Here is a 16,591-nt window from a genome sequence, read left to right as displayed (position 1 = left end):
GCTTTGGGTTAGATGGATAGAAAAAAGAGATATCTCCAGCCGAATGACTGAATGATATCTCTTTTGGGTTGATACTAGTATATCAGTATTACTGACTAATCGATGCCGCTTCAATTGCTTTATAAGCCCAATGTGTATTAGGCACATCCGACCACTGTCTTACTGCATTCGTTGCAGGATCAAGACCGATCAGTTTGTTGAGCATCGTGACGGCTTCAGCGCGAGTTACAGGCTGACTTGGACGGAAGGTACCATCAGCATACCCTGTAACTACTCCTGCCGCGTTCAATCGAGCTATCGCTTGCTGAGCCCAATGATCGTTCACATCATTAAATGTATTCGCTTCATCAGCTGTCTGTTCAGTGTTTAACAAGTGCTGTAACACGCTGGCTAATTCGGCACGAGTCATTGCTTGATCTGGCTTAAAGCTGCCATCCGTGTAGCCTTTAACGTAACCGGATTGGGCAGCAGCCGCAATGGCCAATTCTGCCCAGTGAGTAGGTTTCACATCTTTAAACGTGTGATTCCCTTCCGTTGTTGACGTGCCCAGAACACGAGTAATCAGCGTAGCCATCTCCGCACGAGTTACGGAGCGTTCGGGTCTGAAACTGCCATCAGCATACCCTTGAATATAAGGCTGTGCTTTCAAGGTGTTGTCTGTCCAGTCTTTCACTTTCACAATGGAGAACGTACTGAAATGGTCTACTTCAATCTCCACTCCTTGTTGATTATCACTATTCAGTGTGACCAGTTTGCCGTGTACAAGCTCCTTGGTCCCGTCACTGTGCTCAATATACACACCCAGCTCTTCAGAATTCACACCTGCAAGCTGGTTAGCTATAACCGGCAATACGAGCGTTACAGGACGACTCTGCAAATTGGTTTCGATAGTCATTGGACGGCCGAGAATCTGGATATCCTTTGTACCTGCGAATTGTAAAATCGACTCATTAGATTGTGCTCTCGTTTGAATATCTGCACGTTCAGCCTCTTTTTTGACGGGTACGAGGCGGAAGTAGATATCGTCTGTACGATCTTTTAAAGAGCTGGCTGGAATCGTGATACGAACGTTAGGGTTAGAAATAACCAGGTTCACACCTTGCTCAGCCAACAGCGCAGACGATCCTGAAGAGAGAGTCAGATCCCATTGCGTTACTTCGTCCTTCACATCCGGAATAAGAATAACTGCTGTACTGGAACCCGTCTGCTTCAACTGATCAATGATTGACTGTGCTTTACTTTGGCTGAGCTGAAGTTCGTCTTTTACTGTACCATCCGTTCCCCGAGTACGACTGATTTCCAATGATGCAACGGTAGCAGCTTGATCTCCATTCTCTACGTTCACCTTAATAACTTCCTTTTGCGGTGCCGGAGTTACTGAAGGTGCTGATGTTGATGGAGAAGGCGTTGGTGTCGGATTCGGTGTTGGTCCTGGTGTAGGTGTTCCGCCACCTTCATTTCCTGATCCTTTAGGTGTTACAGGACCGGACACCTTATAGTCGGATAGCCCATTCTCATTCGATGATCTTATTGCAAATACATAAGGAAGGCCATTCGTTAAATCATCAACGGTATACGATGCGGCTTCAATACCACTTTTCACCTTGATCCAATCATGCTTATCTTGGGGTGCTTGGGTTCCTTGATATTTATAGAGTACAAATTGATTTACATTGATTACTCCAGCCCAATAAACAGTAGCTTTTCCATCTCCAGCTTGTGCAACAATAGTTTCAGGTGCATCAGGTAGCACTGGCGTCCCAGCTGCTTGTGGTGTAACCACATTGGATGGGATGAATTCGGATACACTACCATCCTCGATATAATATGCTTTGACAGCAAAGACATAAGATATACCGTTCGTCAGCCCTGTAACAAACTGATTATGATAGTTCCCTACCGCGACCCAATCCTCTGGATCTTCTGGTGCTTCGCTTCCTTCATAGAGATATAACTCGTAGATAGCACCCTGTTCAAATGTCCATGTTAACATCGCTTGACCATCATCTGCCGTTGCGATGACATTATGCGGAATGATTGGTGAAGCTTTATGAGTTTTGTAATTCCTTTTTTCTGGATAGTCTACTAATTTACTCTGTGTGTCCTCAGCAGTAATAAAAATACTATAATCAGTACCAGGACTCAAATCTTTAATGAGATATGCTTTTTCTTCATTTGCTTGCACATCAACATAAGCTTGTTGACTTATTGCATTTAACTTCGTGGTTTCACTTGTCTGGTCGGATAATTCATCCAGAGGCTGATTGTCAAAATATACTCTTCCAGCCTTATTAAGCTTCACGACTATTTTGGTCATTGACGGCGTAACTGTACTCAACATTGGATAACCCGGTTCAAAAGCTGGTGCTGGTGTTTGGTTACCAGGATATGGCCGTAATACAGGGAAATCGTTGTTTACTCCTAGTTGGAAATCCCAAATAATATTGAAGTCCCATTCTTTAAAAGTATCCATAAGTTGCATTTCAGCTGGAGTTTTTCCTGTAGCATAGTTAGATTGGTCAAGCTCAAATGCTGGATCATTAACCGATACAAAATAGTTGTTTAAAAACTCCACATGATCGTTAGTAATACCCTTTTCACCCAGAAAAGCACCCACACTGCCTGAATCAATACTAAGTCCATCCGTACTGTCGTCTATGATTTCAAGAGAGCCTCCATAGTAATTACTATGAATTTCAAGGATTTCATTAGGCTCATCAAAGTTTAAATCCAGTGCGCCAAACAAACCCCCAATTTTCTCGGCACTAAAGTCTCCATTTGTACCATTACCTTTGGATATAACTTTTCCGACAGCGTAGTTATTAACAATACTCATTGGCTTTTCATATTCTAATTCGCCAATGAGGCCCCCGACCTCATAATTCCCCTCCACATTGCCCAACGCGTAATTACGTGCGATGCTACTGTTCTCCGCTTTTCCAATTAATCCACCAGCGGAATCGGCGTTTTCTTGGACCAATACATTTCCATAAGCCCGGTTTCCGACGATGATATCATTTTTACTTCTAGCTATTAATCCTCCAAACGTTCCATTAGCACTCTCAAGGCCAGATACATCCACCGTTGCGCTGCTACCACTAATGAGACTTCCAGTAGAATAGCCTACTAATCCTCCTGACCGATAATAACCACTGACCAGCCCGGTTACATGGACCTTATCTATCATTGAATTATCGGATCTTCCCGCAAGTACACCTACAGATTCATTACCAACAATATTCGCATTAACGATTTTCAAATTACTGATGTTTGCATTTTTCAGTCTGGCGAAGAGACCCACATATTCCATATCTGGTATCTGCGTCGTCAAACCCTCTATACTATGACCGTTTCCATCAAATCTCCCTGTAAAAGGTTCATCATCTGCCCCTTCAATAGGCTCCCAAGAGCGAATCGTGTGTGTGCTAGAATCCATCAAAAAGCTTTCCATGTCTTCTTTCGAAATATTATTAGTTAATTTGAAATTCCCACTCAAATCTTGCCGCACACAGTCCAATTCCTGGGGAGTAGATATTAAATTCCATAGCTGACCTGCCCCATCTATCTCTGTATTTTCAAAACAGCTACTCGCCTTAACCCCAGCCTGTCCAAATAATCCGGGCAAGGTGGCCCAGACAAATAAGAAGGCCAGTAATATCATATTTGATCTCCTGAAAATAGTGTTTTTCTTGTAACCTTGCTGCTGCATTATAATCTGTCCCTTCTCTTTCTGTTTATGAAGAGGATTATAACTGTCAGCTCTGAACCGATTCTGAACATTACTCGACATTTTCCATGTAAAAAGGCTATTTTTCGCATCCCCTTACAAAATTTGTATACAAAAAAGCAAGCCTCCTGTAATAAGAGACTTGCTTGTATTTTGAGAGACTTCCTATTTCTAAATGCTCACTTAAGAAGCACAGCCCTCGCACGCCACATAGTTGTCGCCAACCTGTTTGCTAATGGAGATCAGATCGCCCAGCTTGATATCAGACTCATCTGTAAACTCCAGATCAGCTATACGTGCAACGATCAGTGTAGCAGCCTCTTCCTTGCTTGTTGCCATTTGGCTGAACTCGGATTTTTCGCCTGTTGATACAACCTCATATAAATACGTATATCTCAATGTGTCCATCCTAACACTCTCCTTCCGAAATCACATCATATCATCTCTATTAACCAATTCCAAGCCCTAGTAAAAAATGCTAATCGTAGCGCAGCTTCATCTGCTCAGCTGTCAGGCGTACTTCTTCAGATCCAACACTAAGCACCCTGCTGGTCTCCGCCTGCGGATAGCGATCGCGCAGTGTTCGAACCAAAGCCGCAGTATATGCCGCAGCAGAAGGTACACCTGCCAACTCTTTCAGACTTGCCATCGTGCCAGGCTGAACATCGGGATATCCTTCACTCGCCCCACCTGCCGCATGCTGATAAAATCGACGCACATCTGCTGCCAATTGATCTCCCAGACCTTCCACGATGATAAAAGCAGTAATGATATACGCCTTGGCCTGCCTGCGCTGGGCAATACCACAGAATTTTAGGCCACCTACACTGACATCATAATCCCCCGGGCAAAATGCACCCTGAACTTCGCCTGTCTGCGCCTGATTCGACCACGGCGTTAGCGACTCGGCAATAATTGAAGCCATCTCCCGGAAATCATCATGAATATTGATGGCATGTCCTGGATTAGGCAGGATCAGCGACACATTGACCACCCCTGGATTCAGGGGTACGGCCGCTCCACCAGAAGGACGAACACAGACCGCTGTACCTTGGCTTCTGATCTGTTCCATCGCTTCTACAGCCTGTGGCAACCTGCGGTCGCGCAGACCCGCTACAAAGGCATCTGGGTGTCTCCATATATGTGCAACAGGCAGATGCCCTGCTCCAACCCGCCGGCACATGACTTCCTCCCATGCGAAAGCTTCAAGCACACTGCTGCCTTGTCGCATGAGCGGTGTCTCCCAGATTTGCAGACGCAATGTAGCATGTTGATCTGCTTGTGGTCCCTTTTCCGGCTGAACCGGTTGATCTGATTGGGAAGGTACACTCATCGTTCCATTACCTCCGGCTTAACGAATTCGTATGTATTCAGTATATATAGGAATGACAACGCCATATATAAATAAGCCGGTTCCCCAGGGAACACGGCTTATTTATATCACATCCAATGGCTCAGTAACTGCTGCTTCCCAAACCAAAGGAACCTGCTCATCTGGCTTGTCCAACGAGTAGACATACCTGATTTTAATCTTTCACCAAAGACAAGAACTCGGCACGTTGTGCCGGATTCTCACGGAAAGAACCACGTACAGCAGACGTTACCGTCTTGCTTCCCGGTTTCTTCACGCCGCGGGAACACATGCACAAGTGCTCGCCTTCCACGACGACCATAACCCCGTGAGGCTCAACGGCCTCTGTCAGAATGTCAGCGATCTGTGAAGTAATACGTTCCTGAACCTGCAGGCGACGTGTTACCGCTTCGACCAGACGAGCCATTTTGCTCAGACCGACGATCTTGCCGCTTGGTACGTAGCCAATGTGCACCTTGCCGAAGAACGGCGCCATATGGTGCTCACATTGACTGTAGTAGACAATATCCTTAACGATAACCAGTTCTTCATGATTCTCGTCAAACGTGACACCGAGCACATCGCGCGGGTCTACTTCATATCCGCCAAAAATCTCTTCATACATTCGGGTCACACGTGCAGGCGTTTCAAGCAGCCCTTCACGTGTACTATCTTCTCCGATCAACTTCAGGATCTGCTCTACATGATACTCGATCTTCTCCCGATTGTCGGATACTTTTGAATTCATATAATCTTTAACGCCAGCCACTGCCGAACGCCTCCTTTCGAACCACAATAAGGTAAGCAGTTATTCACTTCACTGCTATTATTTTCGGCGGCCCGAACTTTTACGCGCAGGATGTTGTTGCGGCTGAGGCATTTTCGCTCCTGGCTGCTGGTTCTTCATCATCTGCTGGGCACGCTGCATTTGCTTGCCATTCAGGTTGTAGCCCATTTGCTTCGCCATTTTCTGAAGCATGTCCGGATTGCTTTGCATTTTCTCAAGTTGTTTACGCAAGTAGAACACCCCGATGAAAAATCCCCCGACCAGACCAACAACCAATGTAATAATCGGTATTACAATATCCATCTCTTAGACACCTCTGTATGCATTCTAAAAAGCCTGATAATCCGTGTCACTCCATGATGTTCAACGCACACGTTGCAAACCTGACACAGACCGGATTTCCTGAAAGTATCATAGCATTTCCGCACGCCTTGAGCAAACGGATTTTCCAGTTTAACCGCCTGTAGGCTAACTCATGACGGCTTCAATGAAAACGGTTGTATGCAGAGCCAGATCAATTTCAACCACATCCAGAGAATAACGCGTACTTCCGCGCGCCACCCTGATTACAGGTCTGCCTGGCAATCCCCGATGCTGACGCACAATGACTCCAGTCTCTTTGGTAGACAGTCGTACAGCTGTGCCATTGGGATACACAGATACACTCTTGTTGAACTCAATCAGAATGTCCCGATCCAGCTTGGTACCAGACAGCGCCATCATCTCTTCACAAGCTTCATGTGGCAACAGGCTATCTCTCGATAACCCATTAATGAGATTATCATAGATGTTAGCTGCACTAACGATTCTCGCAAACAGATGGATATCATTTCCCTTGATGCCCCTGGGCATGCCTGTACCGTCTACATGCTCATGATGTTGCAGCGCTGTATGAGCGACCAACAGACTGAACTCCCGCTTGTTCTTAATCACTTCGAATCCACGCCACGTGTGATGCAGCGAAGAATTAGCGGCAGAACTACTGCCGGGAGGTTCCCCCACTTTGCCAATATCATGTAACAGTGCTCCCACAGCAAGATCCTTCAGTTGATTATAGTTGAGTCCCATATTCATTCCGATGACCGAAGACAACAAACACACATTCATCGCATGAACATACTGCGCATTGTCTTTGGTGCGAATATCAGTGAGCTGCACTAGCAGTTCACGCCCGTTCAGTACATCGTTCAGCAACTTATCTATACTGAGGGCGACCTTTCTGGGACTCCAATCCTTCCCGGAACGAACCGCTTCGAGTGTCACACTCATTTCGTTAATTATTGCCCGTTTCGTGGTTTCATCCAGAATGTCTTCTGGTTCCACATCTTTATACGCTTCATCCTGGATGTATAACATGGTCACGCCAATACGCTTCAACGTATTGACCATGTATACGGTGAGCTGGACTCCGGCAGACAGCAGTACCGTACCGTTACTGGAATATACCGTCTTGCCCAGAAGCTCCCCCGCTTCCACGCTCTCCACGTTTACATATTTCATGAACGTCCCCCGCTCTTACGTTACGATCGCTGCTCCAATGCGAGCAATTGCTCCTTGGTTTGCAGACCGCCTACATAACCCACCAGGGTGCCGTCTTTACCGCTGATGCGGTGACAGGGAATAATAATCGGAATCGGATTCTTGCTAATGGCGTCCAGAACTGCACGAACAGCCTTGGGTCTGCCGATGATTTCCGCAACCTGTTGGTGTGATGAGGCCTCTCCATAAGATATATCGGACAGAACTTGCCATACTTGTAGCTGGAATGGTGTTCCAAGCCGATCAAGCTGCAAGTCGAACGTTTTTCTCTCCCCTGCAAAATACTGCTGTAACTGCTTTGCAGCTTCGCTGAGCTTCTCTTCATTCTTCTCATATCGATACTCGCCGATCCAGGTACGGGCCCATTGTTGCAGGTGGGCTTCGCGTACGTGAAAGGCGCCAAAATCAATGTGACACAGTCCTTCATCGGTAGCGCATAACGTGAGTGTACCAATCGGTGTCAGTACCTCATCGTAGTACACAGGCTTGCCATGAAGCCCCGTAACTGCTGAAGGTTTCCACGCTGCGGCTTCCGGTTTGACAGATTGTCCAGACTGCTCATTCCCCGGTTCGTTCGCTGCTTCCATTTTCAAATCCTGCTGTAACGCCTGTAAAGAATTATGCTCATTGTTCTTCTGTTCCTCTGGCTGCTTCTCATTCACTTGCCCAGCCTGTGGCTGTTTGGGTAAGGTCTCGGACGAACTCAGTCGCTCCTCAGCCTTCTGCAGCATGCTTAGTACGTTCCCATCTTGTTCGTTAGCGGCAGCTTCCCCAATTGCTCTCATGGCGTCTTCTCCTCCAATTCTGCTTAACGCCCAGGCTGCGGTTCCCCGCAACTCGGGGCGCGGATCACGTTTTAGTACTTCTGTAAGTTTAGGTACAGCACTTTTGTCTTTGAAATTGCCCAGGGCAATAACGGCGTTGCGTTGAATCGGCTTCTTGCCCCGCCAGGCGGCGGAACTTTGACCGAAACGTTCCTTGAATTCCCGGTTACCGATGTCCAGAAGTGGTAGCAGCAGCGGCTTCACAATCTCCGGATCAGGATGAAACTCGGGATGGTGATCCCAGTTCTTGCCCCGATTCTTCGGACAAACAATCTGACACGTATCACAACCGTATAGACGGTTGCCAATTTTCAGCATAAATTCTTCATCCACGAACCCTTTGGTCTGGGTTACAAACGAAATACACCGCTGTGAATTCAACTGTCCAGGCCCCACTAATGCTCCTGTTGGACAGGCATCGATACATTTCGTACATTCACCGCAGTCCTCGGTCACAGGGGTGTCCGGCTGAAACGGAATATTCGTCACCAGTTCTCCGAGGAAAATCCATGATCCGAATTTGGGTGAGATAATCGCACAGTTTTTGGCGCTAAAACCAATCCCCGCACGCTGGGATACCGCACGATCCACCAACGCACCTGTGTCTACCATGCTTTCGATCATCGCTTCAGGTACGCGTTCCTTTATGAAATTAACCAATTTGTCCATCGCTGTACGCAGAACCTGATGATAATCCTGCCCCCACGCGGAGCGGGCAAAAATCCCCCGGTAGGCTCCCGGCTCCGACTTCGGCGGATTCACCATCTTGGATGGATAGGCCACAGCTATCGCTATGAGTGAAGCAGGCTCACCATCCTTCAACTCTGGACGAACCCTTTTCTCAAGATCAGGCTCTTCGAATCCGGACTCGTACCCTTTAGCCCGATGCTGTTCCAGTATGGATTTTAGCGTTACGAAGGGCTCTGCCGAAGCAAATCCGATATCATCAATGCCCAGTCCGGGGCCAGCTGCCTTGATCTCCTGCTTTAACTTTTCCCATACGGAGGCTGCATGTGCTGCCCCGGTCTGTACGCTCGTCATTTCTCTTTCCTCTCTTCTTCCGACACTTATTCCGTAAATAGTGAACGCCCGCCTCACGTAAGAGGACAGGCGTTAATTTCTATATATGCCTTGCATAATTGAATTCAAACGGAACGAGTCTATATGTTTTAACGCAATATGCGCTCTGAAGTTGTTGTGCTGTAATCATTTTACAATTTCTTCAATTCAGAGAATGGCCAGAAAATAAATTCAGCCTTGCCTACAATTTCATCAGATGTAATACTGCCAAATACTCGGCTATCCTTACTTTTGCCTTCATGACGATTATCCCCCATCACGAAGAAATGATCCGGCTCCAATGTGATTGGGCCAAAATCAGGGTCCTGCACTTCAATATCAGTGTACGTTTCCGCTTGTTGCTCGCCGTTCACATATAGATGGTGATCCCTGACCTCAATTGTATCTCCCGGAAGTCCAACGATCCGTTTCACCAGAAAATCCTTCTTCTCTACACCTTCACTTGGATCACGAAGTACAATCACATCTGATCGGGAAGGAGTACCCAGATGGTATACGATTTTGTTGACGAAAAGGCGATCTCGCTCAACCAGTGTCGGCTGCATGGACTGTCCCTTGACCATTGACAGATTAAACACAAACAGGTTCAGCAGCATCATGATTACAAAAGCAACAACAATCGTTTTGACCCAGTCCCACAGCTCGACCACCCAGGATTTCCCCGGTTGTTCAGGCTTTGACGGTTCATTACGTTGCTCGGAAGTCACATGTTCCATTGAATAATTATTGGAATTCAAAGGGACACCTCATTTATTAAATAGTTGAATTAAACTTGTAACATGGTGACCATACTCCCTTTCAGTCTACTTCATTTGGGAGAGTGAAACAATTGGTTATGAGCACCAATACCTTCGTTATCGTGAATACAGCCGGGATAGTCGCGTTAATTTAAATAGAATTCGGAGACTCCGAAGCATGTTCATAAAATGAGGGAACCAGAGGAATATGACGTGAAGAACACTCATATAAATAGAAAGGCACATCCCTCACGTTCTTACACGTTAAAGAGATATGCCTAATATGAAATGAAAATCTTTTTTTATTTCTTTTTAAACATGCAAACTAAGCTTTGGACAAAATACTAAGAGTCTGGAAAGCGCTCATAATCTGATTGGCACCGTAACCCATTGCTTCATATAGAGGCATGGCTACTTTGTTGTGCTCATCACCCGCCACCCATACCTGGCTGACTTTACGCTGCTGGAACCGCTGTTCCATAGCCTCGACAAGTGTTTTGCCGACTCCACGGCGACGATAGTCTGGATGTACCGCAATACGGTAGATACAACCCTGGTTGTGATCAATCGTACCGATCAAAGCGCCTACGAGGTCTCCCTCTTCTTCCGCAACCATGATCAGGTCAGAATCCCATGACAATTGACGGGCAAACGGGCCCATCGTGTTCTCATAACACTCTTCCGATAGTGCAACCTGGAGAAGCTCCGTCATCTGGCTTGCATCACTCAACTGAAAGGAACGAACGTGCATGTCTTAAATCTCCCTTTTCGTTAGCTTAGATGAGGTTTTTTACAAAAAGGGAATCCCTTTTTACCAAAAACCCAATGTTCATATAATGACAAAAAACGAGAAAATACCGCTTCTTCGTCAATTAAACCATACTTTTCTCCATAAAACACGCATTTTCTTTTGAAAGCGCTTAATTGTAACCGTTTACATACGAATATTAAACTTTTCATCCATTTAAACGCCTGAAAACACATAAATAGTTGCATAATGGGTAAAATATGTTTGTTATCTCTGGCCCATCATTAGATCAACGCTTCGGGGGACTTAATAAACAAAAATGTTGCTTAATTAGCTCGAATGCGGTTTAATATTAGTGGCAAGGGTATTATTACATATGTACCTGTTCTCAAAAAAACTAAAATCTCAGGAGGTATTTCATTATGACTTTTCAATTACCAGCACTTCCTTACGCTAACGACGCACTGGAACCACATATCGATGCAAAAACGATGGAAATCCACCACGATCGCCATCACAATACTTATGTAACTAACTTGAACGCAGCTCTGGAAAGCGCTCCTGAACTGCAAGAAAAAAGCTTGGAAGATCTGATTGCTAACCTTGACAGCGTACCTGAAGGCATCCGCACAGCGGTTCGCAACAATGGTGGTGGACATGCTAACCACAGCTTGTTCTGGGAAATCATTGGACCTAACGGCGGCGGCGCTCCTACAGGTGATATCGCAGCAGCTATCGATAGCGAACTGGGTGGTTTTGATAAATTCAAAGAAGATTTCGCTAAAGCAGCTACAACTCGTTTCGGCTCCGGCTGGGCTTGGCTCGTAGTTGGCAAAGATGGCAAGTTGTCCATCACTAGCACACCTAACCAAGACAGCCCTCTCTTCGAAGGTCTGACTCCGGTTCTGGGTCTGGATGTATGGGAGCACGCTTACTACCTGAACTACCAAAACAAACGTCCTGACTACATCGCCGCTTTCTGGAATGTAATCAACTGGGATGAAGTGAACAAACGTTACGCTTCTGCAAAATAAGACTGTTAGTATGCAACAGTTAACATAAAAGAGAGCCTGATTCGGTCGTTGTGACCGTGATCAGGCTCTCTTTTTGCTATCGCTATAGTTATAGTTAATGGGTGTTTTGTTTTTAACGAACCCAGGACACGCTATTGCTCCATATTTCATCGTATCGCGAACCTAACGAATCTCAGAGTAGCTATTTCTCCAAATACGGGCTTTGATGCGTACTTTTGGATTGATTTGGCTATGATAACGTCACTCAGGTTCGTTAGAATTTATAATTGTGGTATATCCACATGATAAAACCTCTGGAGTTCGTTAGCTCCCCCATTTAATTATTCACTTGATCATACGCACCAGCAAAATAACTGCTGATCAGCTTCAGAAATATGTTGGGGAATGCCATCTTGTCCATATCTTCCGGACCGATCCAGCGGTAGGTCAAGCCATCACCTTTACCTGTCAGTGTCAGCGTGCTCAGCGCAGGATCACTAACGTCAGATGATGACATCAACATCTCTCCATCGTTAAGCGATGTTGAGATGTTCTGCGCATTAGGCGTGCCCGGCTCCGATGAATGCGTTGTGTCTGATTCAGGTGACACAGCTGATGATGAGGCTGTGCCCTCCCTTGTTGCCGCCTGTGCATCGTAGGCGGCTCTGGCTTCCGCTGCGATCAGCGGAAGCTCACTGCTCTGGTCCTGCTCGGTACACTTGTACACCTGCAGGCTCCAGACAATGTGGCTGAACACATGCTCCGCATGGGTAGCCAGCCCTTCCGGGCGGGCAGCGAAGCCTTCCGCCCATAGACTGCCGGCCAGCAATGCCATGGCCGGCTCATCCGCCAGCGGCGCTGCCTTCTTGCTCGCTGCGGCGGGCGCCGCGAGCACATGTGGCAGCTCCCACATGCGGGCCAATAGGCCCGTGTCTGGGCGCTGGCGCACAAGCACTTGGCCGCGATGAGCACCGCGGCCCTCCACAATCGCGACCAGCCGCTGCTCAGGGCGCGGCGGCTTCGCCTTGGTCTTAACCGGCAGCGTAAGCTCTCTTCCGGCGATACGGCCGGAACATTGCTCCATGACCGGGCAAGTCAGGCAGTGCGGCGCTTTGGGTGTACACACCAGCGCACCAAGCTCCATCAGCGCCTGATTGAAATCACGCGCCCGCCCTTCCGGAATGAGCTCTCCTGCGAGCTCTTCCATCAACACCCGGGTGCTGCCCTTCATAATGTCCTCATCGATGAGGAAGTATCGGGACAGTACCCGCATGACATTGCCATCTACCGCAGGCTGCGGCTGGTTGAAGGCAATGCTGAGAATGGCCCCGGCCGTATACGGGCCCACCCCTTTTAATGCAAAGACAGCCTGTTTCTCCTGAGGCATCTCTCCTCCGTGCAGCTCCATGACTTGTCTCGCGGCTGCCTGAAGATTACGTGCACGGGAGTAATACCCGAGTCCCTCCCAATTTTTCAACACATCCTCTTCGGGTGCTTCCGCCAACGCCTGCACGGTCGGGAAATTTCCGATAAAACGATTGAAATACGGAATTACCGTATCGACCCGAGTCTGCTGAAGCATAATCTCCGATACCCATGTGAAATACGGATTGTTGTGGCGACGCCACGGCAAATCCCGTCGGTTGACCATATACCAGTCCAGCAAATTCACGCTGAAATGTTGTTTCTGTTCCTGTAAACCCATAGTTCCGTCCTCTCCTATTGCCAAGCTAACTACTTTTCCATCTGTTCTACGATCGCAAAGGCCGCTGCCAATTCCGTCTGATGCGTAATACTCAAATGAATGTCATATTGCTTATCATATGGCAGCTGCAGACGTTCCCAGGCTTGACTGGACAGCGAGGCCACGGGACGCCCTGTCCCATCAGGTAGCACTTCAATGTCAGTGAAGCCCATGATGCCACCAATCCCGCAGCCAAATGCCTTGGACACCGCTTCTTTCGCTGCAAATCGACCGGATACAAACTCCGTCATCCGCTTTCCCCGCTCTGCCGCGATCTCCCGCTCTGCTGGCGTTAAAATTCGTTTTATAAAAGCTTCCGCATGGCGACCAGACAGCAGCTTGCGCATACGTCCAATCTCCAGCACATCATTGCCAATGCCATATATCATCAACGCTTCACCCGCTTAATCTTTTATACTGTAAAAGATCTCCATTCAATCACATGATCCGTAACTCTCCGAACACGTATTCTATTGTAGCAGGAGGGGCGACCAGAAGCGAGTACCTATCCGCATTCCCATTTATGCTAAAATATGAATCAGGAATCATCTGAAACTCTTAGGAGGTCTGAATAATGCCTATAACTTTTGAATTGCCCACTGACGTAGATGCTATCATTCGCGGGGACTTTTTCCCTGCACAACAACCCGCTCAAGGGGTCATCATTCTGGCTCACGGATACAAAGGCTTCAAAGACTGGGGCATGTTCCCCTATGCAGCTTCACAACTAAGCAAGACACATCATGTGCTGACCTTCAATTTCTCTCACAACGGTATTGGCGAATATCTGGAGCAATTCTCTGAACTTGAAAAGTTCGCAGTGAATACGTACAGCCGGGAGCTTGCTGATCTGGCCCTAGTGCTTGAGTATGTAGCTATACAACCTGAACTCGCTGGACTTCCTGTATACCTGGTTGGACATAGCCGTGGTGCGGGCGTAAGTCTCGTTTATGCATTGGATCATCCCGAGCAGGTGGCAGGTGTCATCTCCTGGAATGGGGTAACCAATCTGGATCTCTTCTCAGCGGAGCAAAAAGAAGAAATGCGTACGCATGGCCGCAGCCATGTCGTTAACGGACGTACAGGCCAGCAGATGCCACTGGACGTCTCTATTCTGGAGGACCTGGACAAGCATCACGAACGTTACGCGATCATTGACCGTTTGGCTTCTTCAACGTTGCACGTCGCACTCATTCAGGGAACAGAAGATCCCCAGCGTCTGCGGGACGGTTCTGCCGCATTAGTTCAAGCCCGCCCTGATATTCCATGGCACCAGATACCTGAAGGGAACCACACCTTTAATACGGTACATCCTTTTAAGGAAACCACTCCGCAACTGGAGCAAGCCATCACCCAAACCCTGCAACAGATCAAAGAATGGAATAGCTAACTCCTCTTTAATATAGTAGTCACCCGGATTTTTGCGGTTTCTCGTTCCACATAACAAAAAAAGTCACTGCGTGAGCAGTGACTCTTTTTGTATTCCCTAAGAGGGACGGTATTTCAATATTGGTGTTAACAGCTTATAACGTGCGTGCGCATCCACCCGTATTAGATACCAGGAATGGCATTACGTTTGTGATGTGTGCGCGTATAGAACGCTTCGAGGCGCTCTTGTGCAGCCGGATCAATCTGCTTGCCTTCGAGATAGTCGCTGTTCGCTTCATACGAAATCCCCAGCTCATCTTCGTCCGTCTGACCTTCCCATAATCCCGCAGATGGTGCCTTGTCCAAAATAGCTTGTGGCACGTTCAGATATGCTGCCAGCTGGCGTACCTGACGTTTATTCAAGGTGCTCAGTGGCGTGATATCCACAGCGCCATCGCCCCATTTGGTATAGAAACCCGTGATGGCTTCGGACGCGTGATCCGTACCTACAACGAGCAGGTTTTCTTCAAACGAAAGCGCATATTGCATAACCATACGAGTTCTTGCCTTAACGTTACCTTTGCCTTGGTGAGTCATATGGCGTGGGCTGCCCAAGGATTTGAAGCCTTGCTCCACTTCGAGTGCAATCTCGTTAACGGCATCTTCGATATTGGTTTCCACGACATGCTTCAAATCGTATGCTTTCGCTACAGCGTAGCTGTGGTCGATATCGGCTTGTTCACCGTAAGGTTGGAATACACCGAGAGTTTTGTACTCTTGATTGTTTTCTTGTGTAAGCTCGTCCGTCGCTTGTTTACAAAGCGCCGTAGCTACTGCACTATCAATACCGCCGCTGATCGCAATCAGCAAACCCTTGGCACCCGCATTTTTAACATACGTCTTCAGAAAATCAACACGCTTGCGAACTTCCTCTTCTTCGTTAATGCTTGGTTTAACCTTCAATTCAGCGATGATCTGTTGTTGCAAACTCATCGTTCACACACCCCGTTTCTAAATTAATGAAATTTGATGTCCATCTTGAAAGGTCCGAATGGTTCAATAACCTTATCTATCCAAAATGAAACGCCCCGGCATCGGTTATCCGAAGGGCGGGGCGTTCTATGGAGCGAATTAACGGCAGTAACGTTCAAATGCACTAGTGAGATCAGCCGCAATTTCCTCTGCAGAACGGTCTTCCACTTGATGACGCTCAATAAAGTGAACGAGTTCTCCGTCTTTCATCAAGGCGATGGACGGTGAAGATGGAGGATACGGTGCAAAGAATTCACGTGCTTTTGCAGTTGCTTCCTTATCCTGACCAGCAAATACAGTGTACAGGTGATCCGGTGTAATATCGTTCTGAAGGGCTTGAGATACACCTGGGCGACATTGACCTGCGGCACATCCGCAGACTGAGTTAATGACGATCAGCGCTGTTCCTTTTGCATCCGGCAGACTTGCTTCCACTTCTTCAGGAGTACGCAACTCCTGAATGCCCAGACGAGTTAGCTCATCCCGCATAGGTTGAACCATATCTTTCATGTATTGATCAAATGACATTGACATTCGGTTTCACTCCTTATAAATGGTTGTTCTATAATCTCGTTAGAATTAGAGGCGAATAGCTATCCAAAACAACGTTACATTCATATCGAAAATTATGGATGTAATGA

Annotated in this window: 15 protein-coding genes; 2 read left to right on the top strand and 13 right to left on the bottom strand. The window is 47.2% G+C overall.

From position 1 onward, the window contains the following. Positions 1-88: 88 nt before the first annotated feature. The 9 genes from MKX75_RS03290 to MKX75_RS03250 form a co-directional block, all read right to left on the bottom strand. Positions 89-3,661 carry an S-layer homology domain-containing protein gene (locus MKX75_RS03290; RefSeq protein ID WP_339168414.1) on the bottom strand — a complete coding sequence of 1,191 codons (3,573 nt, stop codon included), beginning with the start codon at positions 3,659-3,661 and terminating at the stop codon, positions 89-91. 249 nt (positions 3,662-3,910) lie between these two features. Continuing rightward, positions 3,911-4,135 carry a hypothetical protein gene (locus MKX75_RS03285; protein WP_339168413.1) on the bottom strand — a complete coding sequence of 75 codons (225 nt, stop codon included), beginning with the start codon at positions 4,133-4,135 and terminating at the stop codon, positions 3,911-3,913. 70 nt (positions 4,136-4,205) lie between these two features. Continuing rightward, positions 4,206-5,060 carry a lipoate--protein ligase family protein gene (locus tag MKX75_RS03280; RefSeq protein ID WP_339168412.1) on the bottom strand — a complete coding sequence of 285 codons (855 nt, stop codon included), beginning with the start codon at positions 5,058-5,060 and terminating at the stop codon, positions 4,206-4,208. 193 nt (positions 5,061-5,253) lie between these two features. After that, positions 5,254-5,847, bottom strand: coding sequence for a GTP cyclohydrolase I FolE (gene folE / locus MKX75_RS03275; RefSeq protein ID WP_062837627.1), 594 nt, complete (start codon positions 5,845-5,847; stop codon positions 5,254-5,256). Positions 5,848-5,904: 57 nt separating this feature from the next. Continuing rightward, positions 5,905-6,168, bottom strand: a complete 264-nt coding sequence (locus tag MKX75_RS03270; protein WP_062837628.1) for a YneF family protein — start codon at positions 6,166-6,168, stop codon at positions 5,905-5,907. A gap of 165 nt (positions 6,169-6,333) precedes the next feature. Further along, on the bottom strand, positions 6,334-7,365 hold the full coding sequence (locus MKX75_RS03265) for an HD domain-containing phosphohydrolase (protein WP_339168410.1): 1,032 nt from the start codon (positions 7,363-7,365) through the stop codon (positions 6,334-6,336). A gap of 20 nt (positions 7,366-7,385) precedes the next feature. Then, positions 7,386-9,269: a tRNA epoxyqueuosine(34) reductase QueG gene (gene queG, locus MKX75_RS03260; protein ID WP_339168409.1), complete on the bottom strand. Its 1,884-nt coding sequence runs from the start codon at positions 9,267-9,269 to the stop codon at positions 7,386-7,388. 170 nt (positions 9,270-9,439) lie between these two features. Next, entirely contained in the window at positions 9,440-10,045 is a 606-nt protein-coding gene (lepB, locus tag MKX75_RS03255; protein WP_339168408.1) for a signal peptidase I, read from the bottom strand. 325 nt (positions 10,046-10,370) lie between these two features. Continuing rightward, positions 10,371-10,796 (bottom strand): GNAT family N-acetyltransferase, encoded by a 426-nt coding sequence (locus tag MKX75_RS03250; RefSeq protein WP_017690782.1) that lies wholly within the window; start codon positions 10,794-10,796, stop codon positions 10,371-10,373. Positions 10,797-11,215: 419 nt separating this feature from the next. Here MKX75_RS03250 and MKX75_RS03245 point away from each other — a divergent pair, with 419 nt between their 5' ends. Beyond that, positions 11,216-11,827, top strand: a complete 612-nt coding sequence (locus MKX75_RS03245; RefSeq protein ID WP_036614138.1) for a superoxide dismutase — start codon at positions 11,216-11,218, stop codon at positions 11,825-11,827. 316 nt (positions 11,828-12,143) lie between these two features. On the opposite strand, the gene mutY is transcribed toward MKX75_RS03245, so the two are convergent. After that, positions 12,144-13,511 carry an A/G-specific adenine glycosylase gene (gene mutY / locus MKX75_RS03240; protein WP_339170317.1) on the bottom strand — a complete coding sequence of 456 codons (1,368 nt, stop codon included), beginning with the start codon at positions 13,509-13,511 and terminating at the stop codon, positions 12,144-12,146. Positions 13,512-13,540: 29 nt separating this feature from the next. After that, complete coding sequence (gene acpS, locus MKX75_RS03235; RefSeq protein ID WP_339168407.1) at positions 13,541-13,939, bottom strand: holo-ACP synthase; 399 nt, start codon at positions 13,937-13,939, stop codon at positions 13,541-13,543. A 185-nt stretch (positions 13,940-14,124) separates the two neighbouring features. Between acpS and MKX75_RS03230 the strand changes: the two genes are divergently transcribed. Further along, positions 14,125-14,940, top strand: a complete 816-nt coding sequence (locus tag MKX75_RS03230; RefSeq protein ID WP_339168406.1) for an alpha/beta fold hydrolase — start codon at positions 14,125-14,127, stop codon at positions 14,938-14,940. A gap of 161 nt (positions 14,941-15,101) precedes the next feature. Here MKX75_RS03230 and nadE read toward each other — a convergent pair whose 3' ends face one another. Beyond that, a complete protein-coding gene (gene nadE, locus MKX75_RS03225) occupies positions 15,102-15,911 on the bottom strand; it encodes an ammonia-dependent NAD(+) synthetase (protein WP_145153218.1) in 810 nt (269 codons plus the stop codon). Between the two features lie 138 nt (positions 15,912-16,049). After that, positions 16,050-16,484: a BrxA/BrxB family bacilliredoxin gene (locus tag MKX75_RS03220; RefSeq protein ID WP_062837635.1), complete on the bottom strand. Its 435-nt coding sequence runs from the start codon at positions 16,482-16,484 to the stop codon at positions 16,050-16,052. Positions 16,485-16,591 lie beyond the last annotated feature (107 nt).

The sequence above is a fragment of the Paenibacillus sp. FSL R5-0341 genome (genome assembly GCF_037975235.1).
In the GTDB taxonomy this organism is placed as follows: Bacteria; Bacillota; Bacilli; order Paenibacillales; family Paenibacillaceae; genus Paenibacillus; species Paenibacillus amylolyticus_A.
This window is presented reverse-complemented; position numbering and strand designations above follow the sequence as displayed.